The sequence below is a fragment of the Streptomyces sp. NPDC045431 genome (assembly GCF_040646655.1).
Lineage (GTDB): Bacteria > Actinomycetota > Actinomycetes > Streptomycetales > Streptomycetaceae > Streptomyces.
Genome location: NZ_JBEZAQ010000031.1, coordinates 12,898 through 37,399, shown reverse-complemented (window position 1 = coordinate 37,399; position 24,502 = coordinate 12,898). Strand labels below are relative to the sequence as shown.

General features: G+C 74.6%; 19 protein-coding genes. 13 read left to right on the top strand and 6 right to left on the bottom strand.

Annotated elements, in window-relative coordinates:
* Positions 1-18: 18 nt before the first annotated feature.
* Together eccCb and AB0A69_RS32885 are read right to left on the bottom strand one after the other, a co-directional pair.
* Positions 19-4,290: a type VII secretion protein EccCb gene (gene eccCb / locus AB0A69_RS32890; protein ID WP_361429623.1), complete on the bottom strand. Its 4,272-nt coding sequence runs from the start codon at positions 4,288-4,290 to the stop codon at positions 19-21.
* Complete coding sequence (locus tag AB0A69_RS32885; protein ID WP_361429621.1) at positions 4,253-4,798, bottom strand: hypothetical protein; 546 nt, start codon at positions 4,796-4,798, stop codon at positions 4,253-4,255. The genes eccCb and AB0A69_RS32885 overlap by 38 nt, the downstream gene beginning before the upstream one ends.
* Before the next feature lie 276 nt (positions 4,799-5,074).
* Here AB0A69_RS32885 and AB0A69_RS32880 point away from each other — a divergent pair, with 276 nt between their 5' ends.
* From AB0A69_RS32880 to AB0A69_RS32845, 8 genes are all read left to right on the top strand, one after another.
* Complete coding sequence (locus AB0A69_RS32880; RefSeq protein WP_361429619.1) at positions 5,075-6,178, top strand: glutamate--cysteine ligase; 1,104 nt, start codon at positions 5,075-5,077, stop codon at positions 6,176-6,178.
* Between the two features lie 128 nt (positions 6,179-6,306).
* On the top strand, positions 6,307-6,489 hold the full coding sequence (locus AB0A69_RS32875; RefSeq protein WP_361429617.1) for a hypothetical protein: 183 nt from the start codon (positions 6,307-6,309) through the stop codon (positions 6,487-6,489).
* A 79-nt stretch (positions 6,490-6,568) separates the two neighbouring features.
* The gene (locus AB0A69_RS32870; RefSeq protein WP_361429615.1) at positions 6,569-6,742 is read left to right on the top strand and encodes a CsbD family protein; all 174 of its coding nucleotides are present in this window, start codon (positions 6,569-6,571) and stop codon (positions 6,740-6,742) included.
* 473 nt (positions 6,743-7,215) lie between these two features.
* Positions 7,216-7,701, top strand: a complete 486-nt coding sequence (locus AB0A69_RS32865; RefSeq protein WP_361429613.1) for a DUF5709 domain-containing protein — start codon at positions 7,216-7,218, stop codon at positions 7,699-7,701.
* Complete coding sequence (locus AB0A69_RS32860; RefSeq protein WP_361429611.1) at positions 7,701-8,264, top strand: 2Fe-2S iron-sulfur cluster-binding protein; 564 nt, start codon at positions 7,701-7,703, stop codon at positions 8,262-8,264. The genes AB0A69_RS32865 and AB0A69_RS32860 overlap by 1 nt, the downstream gene beginning before the upstream one ends.
* A 15-nt stretch (positions 8,265-8,279) precedes the next feature.
* On the top strand, positions 8,280-9,284 hold the full coding sequence (locus tag AB0A69_RS32855) for a xanthine dehydrogenase family protein subunit M (RefSeq protein ID WP_361429609.1): 1,005 nt from the start codon (positions 8,280-8,282) through the stop codon (positions 9,282-9,284).
* A gap of 104 nt (positions 9,285-9,388) precedes the next feature.
* Complete coding sequence (locus tag AB0A69_RS32850; protein WP_361429607.1) at positions 9,389-11,557, top strand: xanthine dehydrogenase family protein molybdopterin-binding subunit; 2,169 nt, start codon at positions 9,389-9,391, stop codon at positions 11,555-11,557.
* 10 nt (positions 11,558-11,567) lie between these two features.
* Positions 11,568-12,500 carry a glutaminase gene (locus AB0A69_RS32845; protein WP_361429605.1) on the top strand — a complete coding sequence of 311 codons (933 nt, stop codon included), beginning with the start codon at positions 11,568-11,570 and terminating at the stop codon, positions 12,498-12,500.
* A gap of 12 nt (positions 12,501-12,512) precedes the next feature.
* Here AB0A69_RS32845 and AB0A69_RS32840 read toward each other — a convergent pair whose 3' ends face one another.
* Entirely contained in the window at positions 12,513-14,171 is a 1,659-nt protein-coding gene (locus tag AB0A69_RS32840) for an IclR family transcriptional regulator C-terminal domain-containing protein (protein WP_361429603.1), read from the bottom strand.
* Positions 14,172-14,287: 116 nt separating this feature from the next.
* Here AB0A69_RS32840 and AB0A69_RS32835 point away from each other — a divergent pair, with 116 nt between their 5' ends.
* Entirely contained in the window at positions 14,288-15,469 is a 1,182-nt protein-coding gene (locus AB0A69_RS32835) for a 4-hydroxybenzoate 3-monooxygenase (RefSeq protein ID WP_361429601.1), read from the top strand.
* Here the strand turns inward: AB0A69_RS32835 and AB0A69_RS32830 are convergent.
* Positions 15,445-16,785 (bottom strand): aromatic acid/H+ symport family MFS transporter, encoded by a 1,341-nt coding sequence (locus AB0A69_RS32830; RefSeq protein ID WP_361429599.1) that lies wholly within the window; start codon positions 16,783-16,785, stop codon positions 15,445-15,447. The two genes, AB0A69_RS32835 and AB0A69_RS32830, sit on opposite strands and share 25 nt — an antisense overlap.
* Before the next feature lie 189 nt (positions 16,786-16,974).
* Between AB0A69_RS32830 and AB0A69_RS32825 the strand changes: the two genes are divergently transcribed.
* The 4 genes from AB0A69_RS32825 to AB0A69_RS32810 all read left to right on the top strand — a co-directional run bounded on the left by AB0A69_RS32825 (position 16,975) and on the right by AB0A69_RS32810 (position 21,282).
* Positions 16,975-18,519, top strand: a complete 1,545-nt coding sequence (locus AB0A69_RS32825; RefSeq protein ID WP_361429597.1) for an SDR family oxidoreductase — start codon at positions 16,975-16,977, stop codon at positions 18,517-18,519.
* Positions 18,516-18,686: a hypothetical protein gene (locus AB0A69_RS32820; RefSeq protein ID WP_361429595.1), complete on the top strand. Its 171-nt coding sequence runs from the start codon at positions 18,516-18,518 to the stop codon at positions 18,684-18,686. The genes AB0A69_RS32825 and AB0A69_RS32820 overlap by 4 nt, the downstream gene beginning before the upstream one ends.
* 64 nt (positions 18,687-18,750) lie before the next feature.
* Positions 18,751-20,463 carry a cytochrome c oxidase subunit I gene (ctaD, locus tag AB0A69_RS32815; protein ID WP_361429593.1) on the top strand — a complete coding sequence of 571 codons (1,713 nt, stop codon included), beginning with the start codon at positions 18,751-18,753 and terminating at the stop codon, positions 20,461-20,463.
* A 111-nt stretch (positions 20,464-20,574) separates the two neighbouring features.
* Entirely contained in the window at positions 20,575-21,282 is a 708-nt protein-coding gene (locus AB0A69_RS32810) for a pyridoxamine 5'-phosphate oxidase family protein (RefSeq protein ID WP_361429591.1), read from the top strand.
* A gap of 21 nt (positions 21,283-21,303) precedes the next feature.
* On the opposite strand, the gene AB0A69_RS32805 is transcribed toward AB0A69_RS32810, so the two are convergent.
* Both AB0A69_RS32805 and AB0A69_RS32800 read right to left on the bottom strand, forming a co-directional pair.
* Positions 21,304-23,700 (bottom strand): glycosyl hydrolase family 65 protein, encoded by a 2,397-nt coding sequence (locus AB0A69_RS32805; protein WP_361429589.1) that lies wholly within the window; start codon positions 23,698-23,700, stop codon positions 21,304-21,306.
* A complete protein-coding gene (locus tag AB0A69_RS32800; protein ID WP_361429587.1) occupies positions 23,697-24,446 on the bottom strand; it encodes an HAD-IA family hydrolase in 750 nt (249 codons plus the stop codon). The genes AB0A69_RS32805 and AB0A69_RS32800 overlap by 4 nt, the downstream gene beginning before the upstream one ends.
* Positions 24,447-24,502 lie beyond the last annotated feature (56 nt).

The following is a 24,502-nucleotide window of genomic DNA, read 5'->3' as shown; positions in this document are numbered from 1 at the left end:
CCCGTCGCCTGAGATCCCTCAAGGCCCCCCGGAGGCCCCCGCCCGGCCGACCGCGTCCCGCGGAGGCACGTACGCCAGCTGCACCCGCCGGGACGCGCCGCGCCGGTCCGTCATCGTGCAGCGGCCCGGGCGGTCGCCGGAGAGCGTGATCTCCTGGGCGCCCTGCTCCCGCACGCCCTGCGTGAGCGGCTCGTACATCGCCCGTGAGGCCCGTACCGAACTGCGGCACAGCACCAGACGCAGCCCGAGGTCCCGGCCGAAGGGCAGGAACTCCAGCAGCGGGTGGAGCGGGTTGCCCGAGGCGGTGGCCACCAGCTCGTAGTTGTCCACCAGGACGAACAGGTCGGGGCCCGTGTACCAGCTGCGGTTGCGCAGCTGCTCCGCCGTGACGTCCACGCCCGGCATCCGCTCCCGGAGGACCGCCGCCAGCTCGGCCACCGCCTCCTTGAGCTGGGCGCCGCTCGCGCAGTAGTGCGTGCGGTCGGCGGGCAGGTCGTGCAGCAGCGAACGCCGGTAGTCCGCGACGACCAGGCCCGCCTGCCGCTCCGCGTACCGCGAGGTGATCTGCTGGGCGATCAGCCGCAGCAGGGAGGACTTGCCGAACTCGCTGTCCCCGACGACGAGGAGGTACGGGTCCGACTCGAAGTCGATGGTCACCGTCGACAGGCTCGCCTCGTCTATGCCGATGGTGATCTCCCGACCGGGGTCGTCCTCCCGCTCCCGCCCCAGCTCCTCCAGCGGCAGCAACGCCGGCAGCATCCGCACCGGCGGCGCCGGCGGACCCGCCCAGGCCTCCCCGATCGCGGTGACCAGGTACGTGGTGGCCGCCTCCGCCGACGCGTCCGGGCCGTCCGGGCCTCCGCTCAGGCGCGGTACGGCGGCGAGGAAGTGGTACCCGCCGGGACTCAGGCCGCGGCCGGGGACGCCGACCGGGACGGTCTCCGCCTTGCCCCGGTCGATCTCCGACTCCTTGGGTTCGGCGAGCCGCAGCTCGACCGCGGGGCCGAGCCGGTCGCGCAGGGCGGGCCGTACGTCGGCGTAGCGCGGTGTCGCGAGCAGCAGGTGGACGCCGTGGGCGGGGCCGCGCGCCGCCAGGTCCACGATGGTGTCCTCCAGCTGCTCGTAGTCGCTCCTGAAGGCCGACCAGCCGTCGATGACCAGGAAGACGTCGCCCCACTTGTCCTCGGCCCACTCGCCGGTGCCACGGGCCCCGCGGTACTCCTCCATGGAGCCGATCCCGTGGGCGCGGAAGAACTCCTCGCGCTCGGCGAGGACGCCGGCGACCTCGGCGACCGTACGGCGCACCTGCTCCCCGTCGAGCCGGGACGCCCGCCCGCCCAGGTGGGGCAGGCCGTCCAGCAGGCGCAGGGAGCCGCCGCCGAAGTCGAGGACGTAGAACTGCACCTCGCGCGGCGTGTGGACGAGGGCGAGCCCGCAGACCAGCGTGCGCAGCAGCGTCGACTTCCCGGACTGCGGCCCGCCGACCACGAGCGCGTGACCCGTCCCGCTCGCGAAGTCCGCGTACCGCACCTCGCGGCGCTGCTCCTCCGGCTTGTCGAGCAGCGCCATGGGGACGGAGAGCGCCGGCCCCTGGCGGCCGTCGGCGGTGCGCTGCGGGTGAAGTCCGCGCTCCGCGTCGGTGACCAGGGGCGGCAGCAGGTCGGCGAGCGCCGGGGGCGTGTCCAGCGGCGGCAGCCACACCTGGTGCGCGGGCGGTTCCTGGCCGCGCAGCCGCCGTACGGCGACGTCGAGCAGCGAGTCCTCCGACGGGCCGGCCGCGCCGGAGACGTACGCCCCCTTGAAGCGGACGAGTGTGTTCGTGCCGGACCGCAGGTAGCCGAGGCCCGGGTCGCTCGGCAGGTGGTACGCGTCCGCCACGCCGATCGCGGCGCGCGACTCGGCCGCCGAGAAGGCGCGCAGGCCGATGCGGTACGAGATGAAGGGGTCGAGGCCGCGGAGCCTGGCCTCCTCCAGGCGCTGCGAGGCGAGCAGCAGGTGGATGCCGAGCGACCGGCCGAGCCGGCCGATCCGCACCAGCAGGTCCAGGAAGTCGGGTTTCGTGACCAGGTCGCCGAACTCGTCCACCACGAGCACCAGCGACGGCAGCGGGTCGAGGGGGGTGCCGTCGGCGCGCGCCTTCTCGTACGCGGCGAGGTGCGGGAAGTTCCCCGCCTCGCGCAGCACGTCCTGGCGGCGGTGCAGCTCGCCGGTGAGCGCCTCGCGCAGCCGGTCCACCAGGGCGGGGTCGTCCGCCAGGCCGCTGACGACGGCCGAGACGTGCGGCAGATCCGCCAGGCCGGCGAACCCCGCGCCGTCCTTGGCGTCCACGAGGAGGAGGTTGACCGTCTCGGAGGAGTGGGTGACGGCGAGCGCCAGCACCAGGGCCCGCAGCAGCTCCGTCTTGCCGGAGCCGGTCGCCCCGACACACAGGCCGTGCGGGCCCATGCCGCCCTGGGAGGCGTCCTTCAGGTCGAGGTGGACGGGCCCGCCGTTGTCGTCCAGACCGAGCGGCACCCGCAGCCGCTCCTCCGCCCGGCGCCGGGGGCGGGCGCCGCCCTCCAGGCCCAGCAGTGCGGCGTAGGCGGTGACCGGGTCGGGCCGTGTGGTGGGGTCGCCGCCCCCTTGGGCGCCGAGCCACCGCTCGCGCATCCGCAGCGTCGTGTCGGCCAGGGCCCGCCGGGCCTCCGCCGTACTGGACGCCTCCTCCAGCCGGGGCACGGCCACGCGGAAGCGCCGGCGCCGGGCCAGCGCCCAGCCGACGCCGATGCTGGAGGCGAGACCGGCGTCGACGTACGACTCGGAGGGATCCTCCAGGGCGAGCTCGACCCGGGTGCCGAGCAGCCCCAGCAGACCCGAGCCGAAGTCGCTCCACCGGCGGGCGGAGACCAGGAGGTGGACGCCGTAGTTCAGCCCGGTGTTGACCAGGCGGTGGATGGTGGCGGCGAAGGCGGGGTTCTCCCAGTGGAAGTCCAGCCAGCCGTCGATCACCACAAAGATGTCGCTGCCACTGCCGTCCGGCAGCTCACCGGCGGCGCGCAGCTCGCGGAACTCCTCGACGGAGTCGATGCCCCGGTCCCGGAAGAGCGCGCGCCGCGCGGCGACCGCGTCCTGCACGGCCGAGAGGACCTGCTCGACCGCGCTGTGCTCGTGCGGCGCGGCCACCATCCGTACGTGCGGCATGGACCGCAGCACCCCGAGCCGGTTGACGGCCCCCTCCAGGAGGTAGAACTCCACCTCGTGCGGGGTGTGGGTGAGGGCCAGGGACATCGCGATCACGCGCAGCAGGGTCGTCTTGCCGCTGCCCAGCCTGCCGACCACCGCGGCGTTGCCCTCCCGCCCGGCCAGGTCCAGGAACATCGGCTCCCCGCCCGAGGTGGCCTCGGTGCGCCCGATGGGCACCAGCAGCCGGGACGCGCCCTCCCAGGAGTCGCAGATGAACCCCCGGTCCGGGGTGTCCACCGGCGGCGGGAGCAGCGCGCCGAGCAGCAGCTCGTCGACCTTCGCGGTGCGGGCGGCGAAGGGCCCCGCCGCGGCGTCGATGACCGGGGCGTACGCGAGCGGCACATGCCCCTCGTACTGGCCCGACTTGGTGGGCGTCTGCTCCGGGCCCCCCTGGTTGACCACCGCGTCGTGGACGTACGTGTACAGCTCGTCGGGCGTGATCACGCCGTCGCGGTCCAGGTCGGCCAGGCCCGTGCCGAGCCCTTCGTTGACCGCCGCCGTGAACCGGGAGCCCGGGCGGGCGTTGTCGAGGGTGAGCTGGTCGCCCTCGTACGCGTACTCCAGCGCGGTGGAGGCGGTGATCACGAAGGTGCCGCGGCCCGCCAGGGCCGACTCGACGTCGACGGGGGCGGGCGACATGGGGGTGCCGCGGTGGAAGAGGCCGCTGTAGCAGCAGTCCAGCAGCACGATCTTGGCACGGGCCTCGCACTCGTCGAGGAGGTGGTGGACGAGGTCGGCGCGGACGGCGGTGGTGTGCGGGCGGCCGAGGTCGGTGCCGATGGTGGCGAAGAAGAGCCGGCCCGTGTCGTTGCGGACGCCGTGGCAGGAGAGGTAGAGCAGCACCAGGTCGTCCGGGGCGCGGTGGGCGAGCAGCGCCTCCATCTCGCCCTCGATCTCCTCCTTGGGGCGGTTGGAGAGCGTACGGACGAAGTCGAAGCGGCCCACCGCCGGGTCCCTGAGCAGCGCCTCGAGCTCGCCGGCGCCGCGCGCGGGGGAGCGCAGCTGGTTCAGACCCGGGTCGACGTACCCGTCAGTCGCGACCAGCAGCGCGATTCTGCGTCCCGCCATCGCCGTCCCCCGTGCCGTTTCCCGTGCGGTCCGCGCCAGTGCGGTCCGTCCCCGTGTCGGCCGCGCTCGCGGCGGCCGTGCCCGTGCCGTCCGTCCCCGTGCCAGCCGTGCCCGTGCCGTCCGTCCCCGTGCCGTCCGTGCCCGCCGCGATCCGGGCCGCCACCACCTCGACGAGCGCCGCCTGGTCCTTGGCGGACAGCGCCTCGAAGGAGCCCTTGTGGCCGTCGAACTCCCACGCGACGGAGCGCGCCTTGGAGCGCTGGACGTACGCCACCAGCACATTGCTCACCGCCTTCACGGCGGCGGCCGAGAAGGCCCCGCTGATGACCAGGACCCCGAGCTCGTACCCCGCCGAGGCCATGGACCCGCCCGGGGCAGGGGCCGGCTTGCGCCGGACCTGGAAGTGCCCGAGCGCGCGCAAGTCCCGGTGGAGGGAGGTGACCTGTCGGTCGATCTGCTCGGCGGAGGCCGAGGGTCCGGCATCCACCCTCAGTTCCATCTCGTACATTCCGCCTCCCTGGGCCCCGGGGTCACGCCGATCGGAGTCGATCGTATAGCGGGGCGGTGACAGTGCGTCAGTGCTTCGCCACGGATGGGCGTCGACCGGGGCCAGGACCCGGGGCAGGAACCGGGCAGGACCGGGGCGGGCCCCGGGTCCGGGTTCAAGCCGGGTTCGACGGGAACTCGCCAGATCCCGGTGGGGGGCGGTGCGCGGCCTGCCCGGACCCGGGATGATGGGCGTCCCGCGTGGTCCCCGCCGGATGCGATGGAAAGGTGGTTTCCGTTGCGCACTGTCGGAGTGGAAGAGGAACTCCTGCTGGTGGATCCGTACAGCGGCGAGCCACGGGCGCTGTCCATGGCCGTGCTGGCCCTCGCCGCGAAGGAGAGCCGGGAGGGCAGGGAGCAGGCCTTCCAGAAGGAACTGCAGGGCCAGCAATTGGAGTTCGCCACGCACCCGCGCTCCGGCATGCGGGAGCTGCACGCCGAGGTGGAGCGCTGGCGCGCCGAGGCGGCCCGCCACGCGGCCAGGGTGGGTGGCGCCGTCGCGGCCCTGGCGACCTCGCCCCTGCCCGCCGGGCCCGCCTTCACCGAGGGCGACCGCTACCGCTGGATGCAGAAGAACTTCGGCCTCACCGCCCAGGAGCAGCTCACCTGCGGTTGCCACGTCCACGTGTCGGTCGAGTCCGACGAGGAGGGCGTCGCCGTCCTCGACCGCATCAGGCCCTGGCTGCACGTGCTGCTCGCGCTGAGCGCCAACTCGCCCTTCTGGCAGGGCCACGACAGCGGGTACAGCAGCTACCGCAACCGCGTCTGGGGCCGCTGGCCCTCGGCCGGCCCGGTCGAGCTCTTCGGCTCCGCCGACCGCTACCACCAGCAGGTCCGCGACCTCCTCGGCACCGGCGTCCTGCACGACGAAGGCATGATCTACTTCGACGCCCGGCTGTCCCGCGCCTACCCGACCGTCGAGGTCAGGGCCCCGGACGTCTGCCTGGACGCGTCCACCACCGCCCTGATCGCCACCCTCGCCCGCGCTCTGGTCGACACCGCGGCCCACGAGTGGCGCGCGGGCCTGCCCCCGGCCCGCCACACCGTCAGCCTGCTGCGCGCCGCGTCGTGGCGGGCGAGCCGCTCCGGTGTGGACGGCGAGCTGCTCCACCCCGTGACCATGCGGCCCGCACCCGCCGAGCAGGTCGTGCACGCGCTGCTCGCCCACGTCGAGGAGGCGCTGGAGGCCAACGGCGACCTGCCCGACGCCCGCAAGGGCACCGCCGAACTGCTCGCCCACGGCAACGGCGCGCGCGTCCAGCGCGAGCTGCTGCGCCGCACCGGCAGCCTGCGCGACGTCGTCCTCGCGTGCGTACGCCGTACCCAGGAGCACGTGTACTGAGGCCGCGTCCCGCGGAGCGAACGGGGTGGCATGATCCGCGGAACTCCGGGCAGGCGGCGGGAGCCCCGGCCGGGTCACGCCCCGGCCGCCGCACCGCTGCCCTGTCCCCGGTCCCAGGAGAACCGCTCATGAGCACCCATCCCTCCCGCCCCGGCTCGCCGATATACGACCAGCTGGTCGAGGAGCACGGAGACGTGATCAAGGAGGCGAGAAGACTGGCCGAGCTCACCCACCGGCAGGCCGACCGGGTGCTCAGGTGGGACACGCCGTCGCTGGGCTTCGCGGAGTGGGAGGATGCGGAGCGGACCTGATGCGCCGGGTTTGTCCGAGTTTGTGCCGGGGCACAAGTCCTGTCGTCGGGGGGACGGCTCGGTAGTGAGGAGTGCGACCGTGACCAGGAACAAGAAGACGCCCGGCAAGATCGAGCAGGTGAAGGGTGCGGTCAGGGAGACCCTCGGCCGCGCGTCCGGCAACGAGCGGACGACCGCGAAGGGGCGTTCGGAGCGGACCAAGGGCGATCTGCGCCAGATGGGCAAGAAGGCCAAGGACATGTTCAAGCACTGAAGAGGTGGCGAGCGGCAGCCGATGGCGGCGGGCCCGGCGGATCCTCCGCCGCGCCCGCCGCCCTGCCGCGCCCCCCGGCCCCGCCGCCCTGCTGGCGCCTCCCTGGTCCCGCCGCCCTGCCGGGGCCTCCCTGGTCCCGCCACCCCGGCCCCGCGACCGAAACCGCGCTTCGTGCCGTCGCGCCCCGTCGGCCCTCCGCAGCGCCGACGCCGGGGGTTTTGCGTCCCGCGCAGTGCCGCCGCAGGTTCCGTTCGCCGCAGCGGCCCGCCTTCCGTGCCGGCACCGCGGCCCGCCGCCGTGCAGGCCGCCGCGGCGCGGCGGCGCGTCCGCCGGGCCGCCGTCCCTCCCGGTGACCGGGCCCCCGCCGCTTCGTCCGGAATGCCGGGAGGTGTGACCTGTTCCAGTCTGGATACGCGATCAGGCGTAGCGCCTGACTTACGGATCAGGCCGGAGCAGGACAGGGGAGCCACGCCATGGGAACCGAAGAATCGATGGGGGACGAGGTCTACCAGCCCGTCGCCGAGGACCGGGAGGACACGGGCATCCTCGACCCCGAGGACACCCTGTCGGACCGCGAGGCCGACCCGTACGACGAAGGCTGGTCCCCGCCCGAGCGGCCGCTGGCCGTCGACCACACCGGCACCACGGCTCGCGAGCAGCGCGAGCGCGAGAGCCTGGACCAGCGGCTGGCCGAGGAGGTTCCGGATCCGGCGCTGCAGCCGGAGGACCCCGCGACCGCGTCCAACGGGATCGGGGACCTGCCCGGCGGGGACGGCGAGCCCTACGACGATCAGGTGGGGCGCGAGCGCTCCGGCCGGCTCGTCGCGCCGGACGAAGGCGCCCACCCCGACACCGAGAAGGACGTCGTCGCCCGCGACGTCGGCATCGCCGGTGCCGCGGCCTCCGCCGAGGAAGCCGCCATGCACACCGTCCCCGACGAGGGCGACGAGGTCTACTGATGCCGGCCGTGCCGTCCTCGAAAGCCCCCACCCACTCGCGCGTCACCCTCACGGTGAACGGCGCGCCGCACACCCTCGCCGTCGACCACCGCGCGACGCTGCTCGACCTGTTGCGCGAGCGCCTCGGCCTGACCGGCGCGAAGAAGGGCTGCGACCACGGCCAGTGCGGCGCCTGCACCGTGCTCGTCGACGGCCGGCGGGCCAACAGCTGCCTGCTGCTGGCCGTCGCCCAGGACGGCCGCGACATCACCACCGTGGAGGGCCTGGCCGCCGACGGCGACGGCGACGGCGAGCCGCACCCGCTGCAGCGCGCCTTCCTCGACCGGGACGCCTTCCAGTGCGGCTACTGCACCCCCGGCCAGCTCTGCTCGGCGGTCGGCGTCCTCGACGAGGCCGCCGCCGGCCACCCCTCGTACGCGACCGACCCCAGCGCCCCGCCCGCGCAGGGCCCCGTCCGCCTCACGGCCGACGAGATCCGCGAGCGGCTGAGCGGCAACCTCTGCCGCTGCGGCGCGTACCCGAACATCGTCGCCGCCGTCGAGGACGTCAGCAGCAGCACGTGAGGACGTGATCCGCGGATGAAGCCCTACGCGTACGTACGCGCCACCAGCGTCGAGGAAGCGACCGCCGCCCACGCCGGGAACCCCGGCGCCCGCTACCTCGCCGGCGGCACCAACCTCGTCGACCTGATGAAGCACGGCGTCGAGCGCCCCGACACCCTCGTCGACGTCAGCCGGCTCCCGCTGGACACCGTCGAGGAGCTCCCGGACGGCGGGCTGCGCGTCGGCGCGACCGTACGCAACAGCGACCTCGCCGCCCACCCCCTGGTGCGCACCCGCTACCCGGCCCTGTCGCAGGCGCTGCTCGCGGGCGCGTCGGGGCAGCTGCGGAACGTCGCCACCACCGGCGGCAACCTCCTGCAGCGCACCCGGTGCCCGTACTTCCAGGACACCTCCAAGCCCTGCAACAAGCGCGAGCCGGGCGCCGGTTGCGCCGCCCGCGACGGCGTCCACCGCGACCACGCCGTGCTGGGCCACTCGCCGCACTGCATCGCCACACACCCCTCCGACATGGCCGTGGCGCTCGCCGCGCTCGACGCCACCGTCGAGCTGCGCGGCCCCGACGGCGGGCGGACCGTGCCGGCGGCCGAGTTCCACCGCCTGCCCGGCGACCACCCGGAACGGGACACCGTGATCCGCCCGGGCGAGCTGATCACCGCCGTCGCGCTCCCGGCGTCGACGGCCGGACTGCCGTCCGCGTACCACAAGGCCCGCGACCGGGCCTCCTTCGCCTTCGCGCTCGCCTCCGTCGCGGCCGTCCTGGACGTGGACGACAGGGGGCTCGTACGCCATGTGGGGCTCGCCTTCGGCGGCCTCGCGCACCGCCCGTGGCGCGCCCGCCTCGCCGAGGCCGCGCTCCTCGGCCACCCGCCGAACACCGCGAACATCGGCCACGCGGTCAACGCCGAACTGGCCCTCGCCGAGCCGCTCGGCGACAACGCCTTCAAGGTGCCGCTCGCCCGCAACCTCGCCCGCCGCGCCCTGGCGGAGCTCGCCCAGGCCCGGGAGCTCGCCCACCGCTGACCGCTGCCGCAGCCACCGACCGCGACCGCAGCCACCGACCGCCGACACCGACCACCACCACGGACGGACGAACCCGACCCGCCGACCGGATCCGGAGAGCCGCGATGCGCCCCACCCAGACCACCTCCGGCGCCGCCGCCGCATCGACGACCGCCCTCGCGGGCGGAGGACTCGGCGCCCCCGCCGAGCGCCTCGAAGGCCGCGACAAGGTCACCGGCACCGCGCGGTACGCCACCGAGCTCGCGCACACCCCGCCCGACTGCGCGTACGCCTGGCCCGTCCCCGCCACCATCGCCCGCGGCCGCGTCACCGCCGTCGACACCACCGCAGCCCTCGCCACGCCCGGCGCCCTCGCCGTCCTGACGCCGTGGACCGCGCCCCGGGTCGCCGAGCCGGACGACCCGGCCCTCGCCGTGCTGCAGAACGACCGCGTGCCGCACCGCGGCTGGTACGTCGCCCTCGCCGTCGCCGAGTCCCTGGAGGCCGCCCGCGCCACCGCCGAGGCCGTCCGGGTCACGTACGCCGCCGAGCCGCACGACGTCACCCTCCGCCCCGACCACCCGGACGCGTACGAGCCCGACGAGGCCAACGGCGGCAGCGCCGCCCGCCGGGTGCGCGGCGACGCCGAGGGGGCCTGGGCGGCCGCGCCCGTACGCGTCGATGCCACCTACCGGATACCACCGCTGCACAACCACCCCATGGAGCCGCACGCCGCCTACGCCCGCTGGGACGGCGCCGACGGCTCCGGCCACCTGACGGTGTACGACTCCAGTCAGGGCGCGGGGCCGGTGCGCGCCGTCCTGGCAGGGATGTTCGGCATTCCGGAGGAACGGATCACGGTCGGCTCCGAGCACGTCGGCGGCGGCTTCGGCTCCAAGGGCACGCCCCGTCCGCACGTCGTGCTCGCCGTCATGGCCGCCCGGCACACCGGCCGCCCCGTGAAACTGGCGCTGCCCCGCAAGGACCTGCCGACGACCGTCGGGCACCGCGCGCCCACCGTCCAGCGCGTCCGGCTCGCCGCCGACCGCGACGGCACGCTGATCGCCGTGGCCCACGAGGTCACCACGCAGACCTCGCGCGTCAGCGAGTTCGTCGAGCAGGCGGCCGTCCCCGCGCGGGTCATGTACGCCTCGCCGCACAGCCTCACCAGCCACCGGGTCGTGCCCCTCGACGTGCCGTCGCCGTCCTGGATGCGCGCCCCGGGTGAGGCGTCCGGCATGTACGCGCTCGAGTCGGCCATGGACGAGCTGGCCGACGCCCTCGGCCTCGACCCCGTCGAGCTGCGCGTCCGCAACGACCCCGCCACCGAGCCGGACACCGGCCTGCCCTTCTCCAGCCGCAACCTCGTCGCCTGCCTGCGCGAGGGCGCCCGCCGCTTCGGCTGGCACGACCGCGACCCGCGCCCGGCGGCCCGCCGCGGCGGCCCGAAGGGGCGGTGGCTGACCGGCACCGGGGTGGCCGCCGCGACCTACCCCGTGCTGCTCTCGCCGTCCACGGCCACCGCGACCGCCCTGCCGGACGGCACGTACGCGGTCCACGTCAACGCCACCGACATCGGCACCGGCGCCCGGACCGTCCTCGCCCAGATCGCCGCCGACACCCTCTCCACCGACCTCGGCTCCGTCCGCATCGGCATCGGCAGCACCCGCCTCCCGCGCGCCCCCCTCGCCGGAGGCTCGTCCGGCACCGCCTCCTGGGGCTCGGCCGTGCACCAGGCGTGTACGCGGCTCGCCGAGCGGATCGCCCGCCACGAGGGCCCGCTGCCCGCGGGCGGCCTGACCTCCACCGCCGACACCACCGAGGAGGCCGAGCGCACGCCGCCGTTCGCCCGGCACGCCTTCGGCGCCCACTTCGCCGAGGTCGCGGTCGACACCGCCACCGGCGAGGTCCGGGTGCGGCGGCTGCTCGGCGTGTACGCCGCCGGGCGCATCCTCAACCCGCGCACGGCCCGCTCCCAGTTCATCGGCGGCATGGTCATGGGGCTCGGCATGGCGCTGACCGAGCACTCCACCGTGGACCCGGCCTTCGGCGACTTCGCCGAGCGCGACCTGGCCGCGTACCACGTACCGAGCCACGCCGACGTGCCGGACGTCGAGGCGCACTGGGTCGAGGAGGAGGATCCCCACCTCAACCCGATGGGCAGCAAGGGCATCGGCGAGATCGGCATCGTCGGCACCCCCGCCGCCATCGGCAACGCCGTCCACCACGCCACGGGCGTCCGCTTCCGCGAGCTGCCCCTCACCCCGGACCGGGTGCTTCCGCGGCTGGGCTGACCCGTACTGTGTGGGCGTGTCACCGCGCTTCGCCTCCGTCCTCGACCGCATCGCCGCCGAGATCGCCGCCGTCCCCGACCGGGACCGCGGCCGCCCCGCCGACTACATCCCCGCGCTCGCCGAGGCGGACCCGGGCCGCTTCGGGATGGCCGTCGCCGAGCTCGACGGCACGGTGTACGGCGTGGGGGACTGGCGCACGCCCTTCTCGGCGCAGTCCATCACCAAGGTCTTCACCCTCGCCCTGGTGCTGTCGGCGGACGGCGAGGCGCTGTGGGAGCGGGTAGGCCGCGAGCCGTCCGGCAACCCGTTCAACTCGCTGGTGCAGCTGGAGTACGAGAACGGCATCCCGCGCAATCCGTTCATCAACGCCGGCGCCCTCGTCACCACCGACCGCCTCCAGGCCCTGACCGGCGGCGACGCCTCCGGGGCGCTGCGGGACCTCCTGCGCGCCGAGAGCGGCAACCCCGGGCTGGACTTCGACGAGAAGGTCGCCGCCTCCGAAGCGGCGCACGGCGACCGCAACGCCGCCCTCGCGCACTTCATGGCCTCGTACGGCAACATCACCAACCCGGTCCCGGAGCTCTTGGAGCAGTACTTCCGCCAGTGCTCCGTCGAGGCGTCCTGTGCCGACCTGGCGCTCGCCGCCGGGTTCCTCGCCCGCCACGGCATACGGGCCGACGGCTCGACGCTGCTGACCCGCAGCCAGGCCAAGCAGATCAACGCCGTGATGCTGACCTGCGGCACGTACGACGCCGCCGGGGACTTCGCCCACCGGGTCGGCCTGCCCGGCAAGAGCGGTGTCGGCGGCGGCATCATCGCGGTCGTGCCCGGCCACTGCACCCTGTGCGTCTGGTCCCCGGGCCTGGACCGGCGCGGCAACTCGGTGGCGGGCGTGGCCGCCCTGGACCGGTTCACCACCCTGACCGGCCTGTCCGTTTTCTGAGCCCCCGCGGACTCACTCCAACGGGACGCGCGTGAAGCGCCCCACCACCGCCAGGTCCGCCTCGATCCGGTCCGCCGCCGCCCGCAGCTCGGGCAGCACCTGCGCGACGCACTCCTCGGCGCTGCGCCGCACGCTGTGCATGGCGACGTTCGCCGCCGCGACCACCGTCCCGGCCCGGTCGCGTACGGGGACGGCGATGGACCGCAGGCCCTCCTCCAGCTCCTCGTCGACGAGCGCGTAGCCCCGGGCGGCGACCCCGTCCAGGACCGCGGCGAGCTCGGCCGGGTCCGTGACGGTGTACGGGGTCAGGGCGGTGAGCTCCGCCCGGGCGAGCCGCTCCCGGCGCTCCCCGCCCGGCAGCCCCGCCAGCATCACGCGGCCCATCGAGGTCGCGTACGCCGGGAAGCGCGTACCGACGGTGATGTTGACGCTCATGACGCGGCTGGTGGCGACGCGCGCCGTGTACCGGATGTCGTCCCCGTCGAGCACGGCCAGCGACGCCGAGTCGTGCACGCGCGTGGCGAGCGCCGCGAGGTGCGGCGCGGCGATGGCGGGCAGCGTCGTGCGGGACAGCGGGGGATACCCGAGGCCCAGCACGCGCGGTGTCAGCCGGAACGTCCGCTCGTACGCCGTGACGTAACCGAGGTGCTCCAGCGTGATCAGCGCCCGCCGGGCGGTCGCCCGGGCCAGGCCCGTCGCCTCGGCCACGGCGCTGAGCGTCAGCGCGTCGCGGCCCTCGCCGAAGGCGGTCAGCACGGTCAGTCCCCGGGCGAGGGACTCGATGAAGCCGCGGCCCAGCTCTTGCTTGGAGCCGCCCGTCCAGGCGGCGAGCGCGTCCGGGTGGGGCCCCGGACGCGGCGGCGGCGCCTCACGCAGGGCGCGCTCCATGCCGTCCACCGCCGCGCGCAGGCGGGGGAGCGTGGCGTCGCGCAGCGAGGAGGCGCTGTGCCGGCTGGTGTGGCTCACCGCGCTGAGCGCGCACGCCACGCCGCCGTCGGGGGCCCGCACCGGCACGGTGACCGCGACCAGGCCCGGCTCGATGAGCTGGTCGTCCAGCGCCCACCCCTGCTCGCGGGCCCGCGCCACCCGCTCCTCGAAGTCCACCTCGCGGTGGCGCGGCGGTACGGCGGGAAAGCCCCGGTCCTCCGGGTCGGCGGCGCGGCGCTCGCGCCACCGGGCCCACTCCGCCGCCGTCCACTCGGCGGCGAACAGCGGCCCGGGCCCGGTGCGTTCGACGGGCAGCAGGTCGCCGATGCGGAAGCTCAGGGACATGGCGCGGCGCCGGGTCGCCTGGTGGACGAAGCGGATGCCGTCGCCGTCGCCCACCGCCAGCGAGACCGACTCGTCCAGTGCGTCGGCGAGCGCGTCCGCGTGCGCCCCCAGCAGGTCGGGCAGCCGGATCGCGGCGAGGTAGGCGTTGCCGAGTTCCATCAGGCGCGGGGCGAGCGTCGCGTCGCGGCCGTCGAGGCGTACGTACCCCATGCGCGCCAGCGTGGCCGCGACCCGGTCGACGGTGGCGCGGGCGAGGCCGGTGGCGCGCTCCACCGCGCTGAGGCTCAGTGAGCCTCCGGCGTCGGTGAGCCCGCGCAGGACGGCGATACCGCGCATGAGCGGGGCGACGGCCTCGGGCGGCGGGCCCGGAGGCGGGGCGGAGGGGCTGGTGGAAGGCATCGGCTCTCCGTCGTACTCAGGGCGGTGACGCGGGCGTTGACAGCGTCGGGCGGCGGGCGCACACTCGGCGCACCCGATTCCGTGAAGTTTACTTCACCACGCGAACAGGAGAGCGCATGCACACCACCGTCGGGATCATCGGCGGCGGCCCGGCCGGACTGCTGCTCGCCCGGCTGCTCCACCGCGCCGGTGTCGACAGCGTCGTGCTGGAGAGCCGCGACCGCGCGTACGTCGAGCGCCGCCAGCGCGCCGGGATCCTGGAGCAGGGCACCGTCGACGTGCTGCGCGCCGCCGGCGCCGGGGCGCGCCTCGACCGCGAGGGCCTGGTCCACGACGGTATCGAGCTGCGCTTCGACGGGCGCGCCCACCGCCTCGACTTCCCCGCCCTCACCGGCGGGCGCAGGGTGACGGTGTACGCCCAGACCGAGGTCGTCAAGGACCTCATCGCCCTCCAGCTCGCCGACGGGGGTCCGCTGCTCTTCGAGGCCGAGGTCCACGCCGTCGACGGCGCCGACACCGACCGCCCCGCCGTCCGCTACACCCACGAGGGTCGGGAGCAGACCCTCACCTGCGACTACGTCGTCGGCTGCGACGGCTTCCACGGCGTCGCCCGCACCGCCGTACCGGAGCACCTGCGCACCACGTACGAGCGGACCTATCCCTACTCCTGGCTGGGCATCCTCGCCGAGGCGCCGCCCGTCTACGACGAGCTGATCTACGCCCATTCCCCGCGCGGCTTCGCCCTCGCGAGCATGCGCACCCCGGCCGTCAGCCGCCTCTACCTCCAGGTCACGAACGGCACCGACCCCGCCGACTGGCCCGACGAGCGCGTCTGGGACGAGCTGGACGCCCGCTTCGCGCTCGACGCCGAGCCGGACTGGCGGCTGGAGCGCGGTCCGGTGACGCAGAAGGCGGTGCTGCCGATGCGCAGCTGGGTCACCGAACCGATGCGTCACGGGCGGCTCCTCCTCGCCGGGGACGCCGCGCACATCGTGCCGCCGACCGGCGCCAAGGGCCTCAACCTCGCCGTCGCCGACGTGGTGGTGGTCGCCCGCGCCCTCGCCCACCGGGTGGACACGGGCTCGGACGAGCTCCTGGAGGCGTACTCCGCCACCTGTCTGCGCCGGGTGTGGCGGGCGGAGCACTTCTCGTACGCCATGACGACGACGCTGCACGCCGACCCGGACCAGTCGCCGTTCGACACGCGCCTCCAGCTCGCGCAGCTCGACCGGATCACCGCCTCGCCGCACGCCGCCGCCGAACTGGCCGACAACTACACCGGTTTGCCGATGGGCTGAGCGGGCCCGGTCCGCGGGGCGCGCGCGGCGAGCGGGACGCACGCGATGGCGGCGGCGCCCACCAGCCCGGCCAGGGCGAACGCCGTGAAGCCCCAGCCGTCGTGGCCGCTCGCCGCCAGCACCCCGCCCAGCCACGGGCCGAACACCGCGCCCGTACGGCCCACGCCGGTCACCCAGCCGAGGCCGGCGGCGCGCTCGCTGTCGCGGTAGACGGTGTTCGTGGCCGCGTACACCATCACCTGCGCGCTGAAGAGCACCACACCGGTGAGCGCCACGACCACGTACGTCCAGCCCAGCGGCAACCGCGCCCCCAGCAGCAGCGCCCCGGCGGCGGTGAGCACGAACCAGATCGCCGACACGCGTACCGGGCCGAACCGGTCGGCGGTGCGCCCGGCGACAAGCATGCCGACGATGCCGCCCGCGTTGATGACCAGCAGGAAGCTGACGGAGGACCCGACCCCGTAACCGGAGGCGCGCATCATCTGCGGCAGCCACGTCGACACCCCGTACACCAGCAGCAGTCCGCAGAAGGCCGCCAGCCACAGCAGCGGCGTCGCCCACCGCGACTCCGGCCGGAACAGCGCCCGGACGGCCTCCAGGCGGCCCTTCGCCCCGGCCGCCGGCGCCTCCACGGGCGTCGGCCGCGCGAGCCCGTACCGGTCCGCGACCGCGTCCGCCCGCTCCCGCTCGCCCCGCGCGAGGAGCACCCCGGGCGACTCCGGCAGCAGCCTCAGCAGCAGCGGTACGGCGATGACGGCGGGCACCGCGCCCGCCCAGAACACCCAGCGCCACCCGAAGGCGGGCGCCAGCGTCAGCCCGAGGCCCGTCGCCGCCATGCCGCCCGCGTGGTACGAGGTCATCAGCAGCCCCGTCGTCAGGGCGGCCCGGCGCGGCGGCGCGAACTCCATCACCATCGCCAGGCACAGCGGCATCAGCCCACCGAGCCCGAGGCCCGACACGAACCGTCCGAAGCCGAAGGAGGCCGGGCTGCCGGCGAGGGCGCAGAGCGCCGAGCCGAACGAGAAGAGCGTGATGCTGGCGACCAGCAGGGGCCTGCGCCCGAGCCAGTCGGTGACGTTCCCGGCGGCGAGCGCGCCGATGAGCATGCCGAAGGTGGTCCAGCTGCCGATGGTGCCCGCGCTCCCCTTCGTGAGGCCGAGGTCCGCGTCGTCGAGCATGTGCGGCATGACGGCGCCGTAGATGTTGACGTCCATCCCGTCGAAGAAGACGGCCAGCCAGCACAGGGCCAGCACCGGGAAGACCGTGCGGAAGGTGCGGGGCGGGCGGAGCCCGGGGGTGGTGCGGGAAGAGGTCATGACCGTCCCTGGGGAGCTCGTTCGCGTGGTGAAATCAGTTTCACTCGCATGGCGGCGAAAAGTCTCGGCGCGCGGCCCACGGCTGTCAACGCATCGGACGTCCACCGGGCGGACGTGCAGCACAGAGGGGAAGGTGGAAGGACGCGCACCACCGCCACGGACGCGCACCCCCGACTCCCAGGGAGCCCCATGAACCGCCCCGACGGCCCGGCGCTCTGCCTCGTCACCGGCGCCACCGGCTACATCGGCGGCCGGCTCGTCCCCGAGCTGCTGGCCGCCGGCCACCGCGTCCGCTGCCTGGCCCGCTCACCCGGCAAGCTCCGCGACCACCCCTGGGCCGACCGGGTCGACGTGGTCCGCGGCGACGTCACCGACGAGGAGTCGGTGCGCGCGGCGATGAGCGGCGTGGACGTGGCCTACTACCTGGTCCACGCCCTGGGCGGCGAAGGGGACTTCGAGCGGACCGACCGCGCGGCGGCCCGGATCTTCGGCCGCGCCGCCCGGGACAGTGATGTACGGCGCCTCGTCTACCTCGGCGGGCTCACCCCCGCCGGCGTACCCGAGCACGCCCTCTCCCCGCACCTGCGCTCCCGCGCCGAGGTCGGCCGGATCCTGCTCGACTCCGGCGTGCCCACCGCCGTCCTGCGCGCCGCCGTCGTCCTCGGCTCCGGCTCCGCCTCCTTCGAGATGCTGCGCTACCTCACCGAGCGGCTGCCCGTCATGGTCACCCCCAGCTGGGTCCGCACCCGCATCCAGCCGATCGCCGTACGCGACGTCCTGCGCTACCTCGTCGGCAGCGCCGGCCTGCCCGCCGACGTGCACCGCAGCTTCGACATCGGCGGCCCCGACGTCCTGACCTACCGCGACCTGATGCGCCGCTACGCCGCCGTGGCCGGGCTGCCCCCACGGCTGATCCTGCCCGTGCCCGTGCTCACCCCGCGCCTCTCCAGCCTCTGGATCGGCCTCGTCACGCCCGTACCCCCCGGCATCGCCCGGCCGCTCGCCGAGTCGCTGCGCCACGAGGTCGTCTGCCGGGAGCACGACATCGCCGCCCACGTCCCCGACCCGCCCGGCCACCCCATCGGCTGCGACCAGGCCCTCGCCCTCGCCCTGCGCCGGGTCCGCGAGGCCAGGGTGACCACCCGGTGGTCCTCCGCGTCCGTACCGGGCGCGCCGAGCGACCCGCTGCCGACCGACCCCGACTGGGCGGGCGGCAGCCTCTACACCGACCGGCGCGCCCGGCCGGTCGACGCCTCACCCGACACCCTGTGGCGGGTCATCGAGGGCATCGGCGGCGAGAACGGCTGGTACTCCTTCCCCCTCGCCTGGGCGGTGCGCGGCTGGCTCGACCGGCTCGCCGGAGGCGTCGGACTGCGCCGCGGCCGCCGGGACGCGCACCGCCTCCGGGTGGGCGACTCGCTGGACTTCTGGCGCGTCGAGGAGATCGAGCGCGGCCGACTTCTGCGGCTGCGCGCCGAGATGCGGCTGCCGGGCCTGGCCTGGCTGGAGATGTACGCCGAGGACGACGGCGAGGGCCGCAGCCGCTACCGCCAGCGCGCCGTGTTCCATCCGCACGGCCTCCTCGGGCACGCCTACTGGTGGGCCGTGTCGCCCTTCCACGCCACCGTCTTCGGCGGCATGGCCCGCAACATCGCCCGCGCCGCGGAGGACGAGGAGCGCGCCCGCCGCCGGTCCCGGCCGCGGGCGGCCCGGACCCCCGGAGCGGCACCGTGAGCGGCGCCACCGGCCCCGCCGCCGCCACCGCCGCCACCGCCGTCTCCGTCGTGCTCTTCACGGGCGACCTGCGGCTCCACGACCACCCGCCGCTGCGGGCCGCCCTCGCCGCCCGCCCGGACGCGGCCGCCCGTGACTGCGCCCCGGCCGCTGCCCAAAACGAGTGACGTGGCCACGGCCGCGCGAGCCCAAACCGTCCGTGCAGCGCGGCACTGCGTAGCGTTGCGGCCCATGGTGACTTCGACCGAGCCCGTCGCCCCGGCACCGGTCTCCTCCTCCGCCTGGCGCCGCCGGGGCCGCGCCCTGGTGGGGTGGCTGACCACGACGGACCACAAGAGGATCGGGCACCTGTACCTGGTCACCTCGTTCGGCTTCTTCCTCTTCGCCGGGGCGCTGGCCCTGGTGATCCGCGCCGAACTGGCCCGCCCCGGCATGCAGCTGGTGACCAACGAGCAGTACAACCAGGCGTTCACGCTCCACGGGACCGTGATGCTGCTGCTCTTCGCCACCCCCACCTTCGCCGGGTTCGCCAACGCCATCATGCCGCTGCAGATCGGCTCGCCCGACGTGGCGTTCCCGCGCCTGAACATGCTGTCGTACTGGCTGTTCCTCTTCGGCGGCCTCATGGTCGTCGGCTCCCTGCTGACCAACAACGGCGCCGCCGACTTCGGCTGGACCGCCTACGCCCCGCTCAACCGGCGGGAACACACCGCCCAGGTCGGCGCCGACCTGTGGATCATGGGCCTGGCGCTCTCCGGGTTCGGCACCATCCTCGGCGCGGTCAACTTCGTCACCACGATCATCGGGATGCGGGCCCCCGGGATGACGATGTTCCGGATGCCGATCTTCACCTGGAACGTCCTGCTGACCTCGGTCCTCGTACTGCTCGCCTTCCCCGTGCTCGCCGCCGCGCTCCTCGCCCTGGAGTCGGACCGCGCCTTCGGCTCCCACATCTTCGACCCCCGCAACGGCGGCGCGCTGCTGTGGCAGCACCTGTTCTGGTTCTTCGGACACCCCGAGGTGTACATCCTCGCCCTGCCGTTCTTCGGCGTGGTCACCGAAGTCCTGCCGGTCTTCTCGCGCAAGCCCCTCTTCGGCTACATCGGGCTCATCGGCGCCACCATCGCCATCACCGGCCTGTCGGTCGTGGTGTGGGCGCACCACATGTTCGCCACCGGCGCGGTGCTCCTGCCCTTCTTCTCGCTGCTCAGCTTCCTCATCGCGGTGCCGACCGGCGTGAAGTTCTTCAACTGGATCGGCACCACCTGGAAGGGTTCCATCAGCTTCGAGACCCCGATGCTGTGGGCCGTCGGCTTCCTCGTCACCTTCCTCTTCGGGGGACTCACCGGCGTCGTCCTCGCCTCGCCGCCGATGGACTTCCACGTCACCGACACGTACTTCGTCGTCGGTCACTTCCACTACGTGCTCTTCGGGACGATCGTCTTCGCGATGTTCTCGGGGTTCCACTTCTGGTGGCCCAAGATGACCGGGCGCATGCTCGACGAACGGCTCGGCAAGATCCACTTCTGGACGCTGTTCGCGGGCTTCCACCTGACGTTCCTGGTCCAGCACTGGCTGGGCGCCGAAGGCATGCCACGCCGGTACGCCGACTACCTCGCCGCCGACGGCTTCACCGCGCTCAACATGGTGTCGACCATGGGCTCGTTCCTGCTGGGCCTGTCGACGTTCCCGTTCCTCTACAACGTGTGGAAGACCGCCCGCCACGGCGAACGGGTCGACGTCGACGACCCCTGGGGCTACGGCCGCTCCCTGGAGTGGGCCACCTCCTGCCCGCCGCCGCGCCACAACTTCACCACCATGCCCCGCATCCGCTCCGAATCGCCCGCCTTCGACCTGCACCACCCCGCGATCGTCGAGCGGGAGCGCGAGGAGACCCTCGGCCGCCGCCGCGACGTGGTGGAGCCGGGGCCGGGCGAGCAGTAGGCCGGGCGAGCAGTAGGTCCACGGGCGGGGCCGCCCGCCGGGGCGTGCGGACCCGGGCCCCGGTGGCTACCGTAAGGACAGGGTGCCCTTCGACCGAAGGGACGGTGCCTCATGTCCGAGAAGCATTCCGAGGGCCACGGCCACTGCTGCGGGGACATCGGCCGCCGCGTGGCCGCCCGCCGCCAGGAGCTCGGCCTCAGCCGTGAAGAGGTCGCCCTCCGCGCCGGCTCGGCGCCCGGCTACATCCAGTACCTGGAGGAACAGCCCGCCACCCCCGGCATCGGCTTCCTGCTGCGCCTGGCCGACGCCCTGGAGACCAGCGTCATCGAGCTGGAGGGCGGCACCACCGACCTGCCACCCGGCTTCGGCGTCCCCGCCCAGCGGCCGATCCTCACCGAGCTGAGCTCCGACGAGTGCGGCGTCCTGCTCGGCACGCACGGCGTCGGCCGGGTCGCGGTGACCAGACACAGCCACCCCGCGATCATGCCGGTGACCTACGTCGTGGCCGACGGCGAGGTGGCGTTCCGGACACCGCCCGACGCCCTCCCGGCCACCGCGCCCGGCGGCGAGCTCGCCTTCGAGGTCGACCACATCGACGACGTCGTGGGCCGTGGCTGGAGCGTCCTGATCGTCGGCCGGCCCCGCCCCGTCACCGACGCCGAGGCCGTACGCCGTCTCGACCGGCAGGCGTACCGCGCCCCGTGGCCGGACTCCGAGGGCGCGCGGTGGGTCGCGCTCACGCCCACCGAGGTCACCGGCCGCAGGGTCGACGTGTGGGACGCCCACCGGCACGTACGCCGACGCCTCGAACAGGCCTGATCGGGCTCGGCTTGATCCGGCTCACCGCGCCACCGGCAGCGGCAGCTCGCATTCCTCGCCCGGCTCCACCAGCACCGCCCGCTCCGGCAGCAGCTCCACGTTGATCGGGTCGCGCCCGGAGCCCGGCACGGCGATGTGCAGGCTCCCCGGCGCCATCCGCAGCGACACGCCCCAGTGGCCCCGGTAGCGCAGGGTGAAGCAGAACTCGGACAGCTCCGGCAGCGGCACCGGGTCCAGCCGCAGCGCCCCGCCCCGCGTCTCCAGGCCGGTCAGACCGCGCTGGACGAGGTCGAGGGTGCCCGCCATCGCGCCCAGGTGGATGCCCTCGCCCGTCGTACCGCCCTGGATGTCGGCGATGTCGCCCTCCAGCGCCTCCTGGCAGAACCGCCATGCCTCCGACCGCCGCACCCGCGCCAGCACCCAGCCGTGGACGAGGCCGCTCAGCGTCGAGCCGTGGCTCGTGCGGTGCAGGTAGTAGTCGACGGTGCGGCGCCACATCTCCTCGTCGAGGACGTAACCCAGCCGGCTGAACAGGGTGCGCAGCTCGGCCGGCGAGAACAGGTAGCCCAGCATCAGCACGTCGGCCTGCTTGGACGCCTTGTAGCGGTTGACGCTGTCGCCCTCCGCCTCCAGGATCCGGTCCAGCCGCCGGATGTCGCCGAACCGGCGCCGGTGTCCCTCCCAGTCGAACTCCGCCAGCTCGCCGAACCCCTCGAACTGGCTGATCACCCCGGAGTGGAACGGCACGTGCAGCATCCGCGACACGTCCTCCCACAGCTCCAGCTCCCCGTGGTGCAGCCCGGTGCGCTCCACCAGTTCCAGCCGGCGCGGCTCGGGCAGCGAGCGCAGCAGGTCCAGCGTGCGGGCCAGCACCCAGGCGGCCGTGACGTTGGTGTACGCGTTGTCGTCGAGCCCCGGCTCGGTCGCGCCCGGGTAGGCGTCGTGGTACTCGTCGGGCCCGACCACCCCGCGGATGCGGTAGCGGCCCAGCGCCGGGTCCAGCTCGGCCCGGCAGGCCCAGAAGCGGGCGATCTGGAGGAGCATCTCCGCGCCCTTGGTGTGCAGGAACTCGCTGTCGCCGCTCGCCTCGCAGTACTGCCACACGTTGTACGCGATCGCCGAACCGACGTGGTGCTGCAGGTGCGAATGGTCCGGCACCCAGCGCCCCGAGCGCGGATTGAGGTGCAGCCGCTGCGCCTCCTCACGGCCGTCGCTGCCGCTCTGCCACGGGTACATCGCCCCGGTGCACCCCGCGTCCAGGGCGCTGAAGCGGGCCCGCTCCAGACGCCGGTAGCGGTAGGTGAGCAGCGCCCGGGACACCTCCGGGAAGTGCAGGTTCAGGTAGGGCAGCACGAACAGCTCGTCCCAGAAGATGTGGCCCCGGTACGCCTCACCGTGCAGCCCGCGCGCCGGTACGCCCACATCGAGGTCGGCGGTGTGCGGGGAGAGGGTCTGCAGGACGTGGAAGAGGTGCAGCCGCAGGATCCGGCCCGCCTCGTCGGGCACCTCCAGCTCGGCCCGGCGCCACAGCTGCTGCCACGCGGCGCGGTGCGAGGCCAGCAGCTCCTCGAAGGGCCCGGCGCGCCGCACCCGGTCGACGGCCGCGTGCAGCGGGTCGCTGATCGCCGGGTCGCGCGAGGTGTGCAGGGCGACCGTCTTGTCCACGACGGCCGGCCGCCCCGGCTCCAGGGCCAGCCGCATCCGCTGCACCGCGCGCCGCTGCGGGTGGTGCGACGCGGCGTCCACGCCCGGCGGCGCGGCGGTGCGGGCCGCCATGCCGACGCGGATGTCGGAGGTGCTGGTGCGGCAGCGCAGCCACACCGTGCCGGCGGCGGCGTCACCGGTGTGCACGTGGATGAGGTGGCGGGTGGTCAGCTGCCGGTAGCGGGCCACGCCCGTGTTCTCGACCGACCCGTCGAGGGCGGCCTCCACCTCCAGCGTGCCGGCCCAGTTCTCGGCGGTGAACACGGTCCGCAGGGCCGCCAGGTGCGGGTCTCCCATGTGCACCAGCCGGTGCTGCCGCACGGTCAGCCGCCGCCCCTGCTCGTCCTCGTACCGCGTCACCCGCTCCAGCGTGCCCTGCCGCAGGTCGAGCGTCTGGTGGTGGTCGAGGAGCCGGCGGCTGTCCGGGGTGAGCCACGGGCCCGGCCGGCCCTCGCCGTTCAGGCGGTAGCGCAGCACCAGCCAGTTGGGCAGGTTGACCAGGTCCTCGTTCTCGACCGTGCGCCCGGCCACCTCGGACGTGAGGCGGTCGTAGCACCCGGCCACGTACGTACCGGGGTAGTGGGTGCCGTCGGCCGCGCACTCCGTGGCGGCACCACGGGTGGCGAAGTAGCCGTTGCCGAGGGTGCACAGGGACTCCCGGAGGCTCTCCCGTTCCGGCAGGTAGCCCTCGTACTCCCACATCCAGTCGGTCACGTCCGTGCTCCCTCTTCCGTGGGCAGGAGCTCCGCGAGGTCGCGTACGACGAGGTCGGCGCCCGCGCGCAGCAGCGCGTCCGCCGTGCCTGGGCCGGCCCGCCGGTCCACACCCACGACCAGGGCGAAGCCGCCGCGCCGCCCCGCCTCGACGCCCGCCAGCGCGTCCTCGACGAGCGCGCACCGCCCGGGCGGCACCCCCAGCCGTCGGGCCGCCTCCAGGAACAGCGCGGGCTCCGGTTTGCCGGGCAGCCCCAGCCGCGCCGCCTCGGCCCCGTCCACCACCGCGTCGAAGAGGCCGATGACGTCCGCACGCGCCAGCACCTCGCGGGCGTGCCGGGACGCCGACGCCGCCGCCAGTGGCACCCCGGCCGCGCGCAGCGCCCGCAGCAGCCGCACCGTGCCGGGGTAGGCGGCGATGTGCCGCTCCCGCAGCAGCCCGGTGAAGAGCCGCTCCTTCTCGGCCGCGACCTCCGCCACCGCGGCGGCGTCCGCCGGCAGGCCCCGCGAGGCCAGGAACGCCGCGGCTCCGTCGGCGCGGGACCTGCCGTCCACGTGGCGCGCGTAGTCCTCGCCGGGGTCGAAGGGGCGGCGCTGCTCCGGGTCGGGCGGCGGATGGTCGCGCAGGAAGGCGTCGAAGGCCCCCTGCCAGGCCGCCGCGTGCACCCGGGCCGAATCGGTGATCACCCCGTCGGTGTCGAGCACCACGCCCCGCACCGTGCCCAGCGCCGGCACCCCTGCGGTCATGGCACCTCCCTCGGCCGGTGTGCTCCCGGGAGATGCGAGTCCCCAGGAACGCCCGC

Excerpts from the sequence above, each read along its gene's own strand:
- AB0A69_RS32825 (WP_361429597.1), top strand. The coding sequence starts at position 16,975 with ATGAACCGCCCCGACGGCCCGGCGCTCTGCCTCGTCACCGGCGCCACC.
- AB0A69_RS32865 (WP_361429613.1), top strand. The coding sequence starts at position 7,216 with ATGGGAACCGAAGAATCGATGGGGGACGAGGTCTACCAGCCCGTCGCC.
- AB0A69_RS32850 (WP_361429607.1), top strand. The coding sequence starts at position 9,389 with ATGCGCCCCACCCAGACCACCTCCGGCGCCGCCGCCGCATCGACGACC.
- AB0A69_RS32830 (WP_361429599.1), bottom strand. The coding sequence starts at position 16,785 with ATGACCTCTTCCCGCACCACCCCCGGGCTCCGCCCGCCCCGCACCTTC.
- AB0A69_RS32835 (WP_361429601.1), top strand. The coding sequence starts at position 14,288 with ATGCACACCACCGTCGGGATCATCGGCGGCGGCCCGGCCGGACTGCTG.
- ctaD (WP_361429593.1), top strand. The coding sequence starts at position 18,751 with ATGGTGACTTCGACCGAGCCCGTCGCCCCGGCACCGGTCTCCTCCTCC.
- AB0A69_RS32810 (WP_361429591.1), top strand. The coding sequence starts at position 20,575 with ATGTCCGAGAAGCATTCCGAGGGCCACGGCCACTGCTGCGGGGACATC.
- AB0A69_RS32855 (WP_361429609.1), top strand. The coding sequence starts at position 8,280 with ATGAAGCCCTACGCGTACGTACGCGCCACCAGCGTCGAGGAAGCGACC.
- AB0A69_RS32875 (WP_361429617.1), top strand. The coding sequence starts at position 6,307 with ATGAGCACCCATCCCTCCCGCCCCGGCTCGCCGATATACGACCAGCTG.
- eccCb (WP_361429623.1), bottom strand. The coding sequence starts at position 4,290 with ATGGCGGGACGCAGAATCGCGCTGCTGGTCGCGACTGACGGGTACGTC.
- AB0A69_RS32885 (WP_361429621.1), bottom strand. The coding sequence starts at position 4,798 with ATGTACGAGATGGAACTGAGGGTGGATGCCGGACCCTCGGCCTCCGCC.
- AB0A69_RS32860 (WP_361429611.1), top strand. The coding sequence starts at position 7,701 with ATGCCGGCCGTGCCGTCCTCGAAAGCCCCCACCCACTCGCGCGTCACC.
- AB0A69_RS32800 (WP_361429587.1), bottom strand. The coding sequence starts at position 24,446 with ATGACCGCAGGGGTGCCGGCGCTGGGCACGGTGCGGGGCGTGGTGCTC.
- AB0A69_RS32840 (WP_361429603.1), bottom strand. The coding sequence starts at position 14,171 with ATGCCTTCCACCAGCCCCTCCGCCCCGCCTCCGGGCCCGCCGCCCGAG.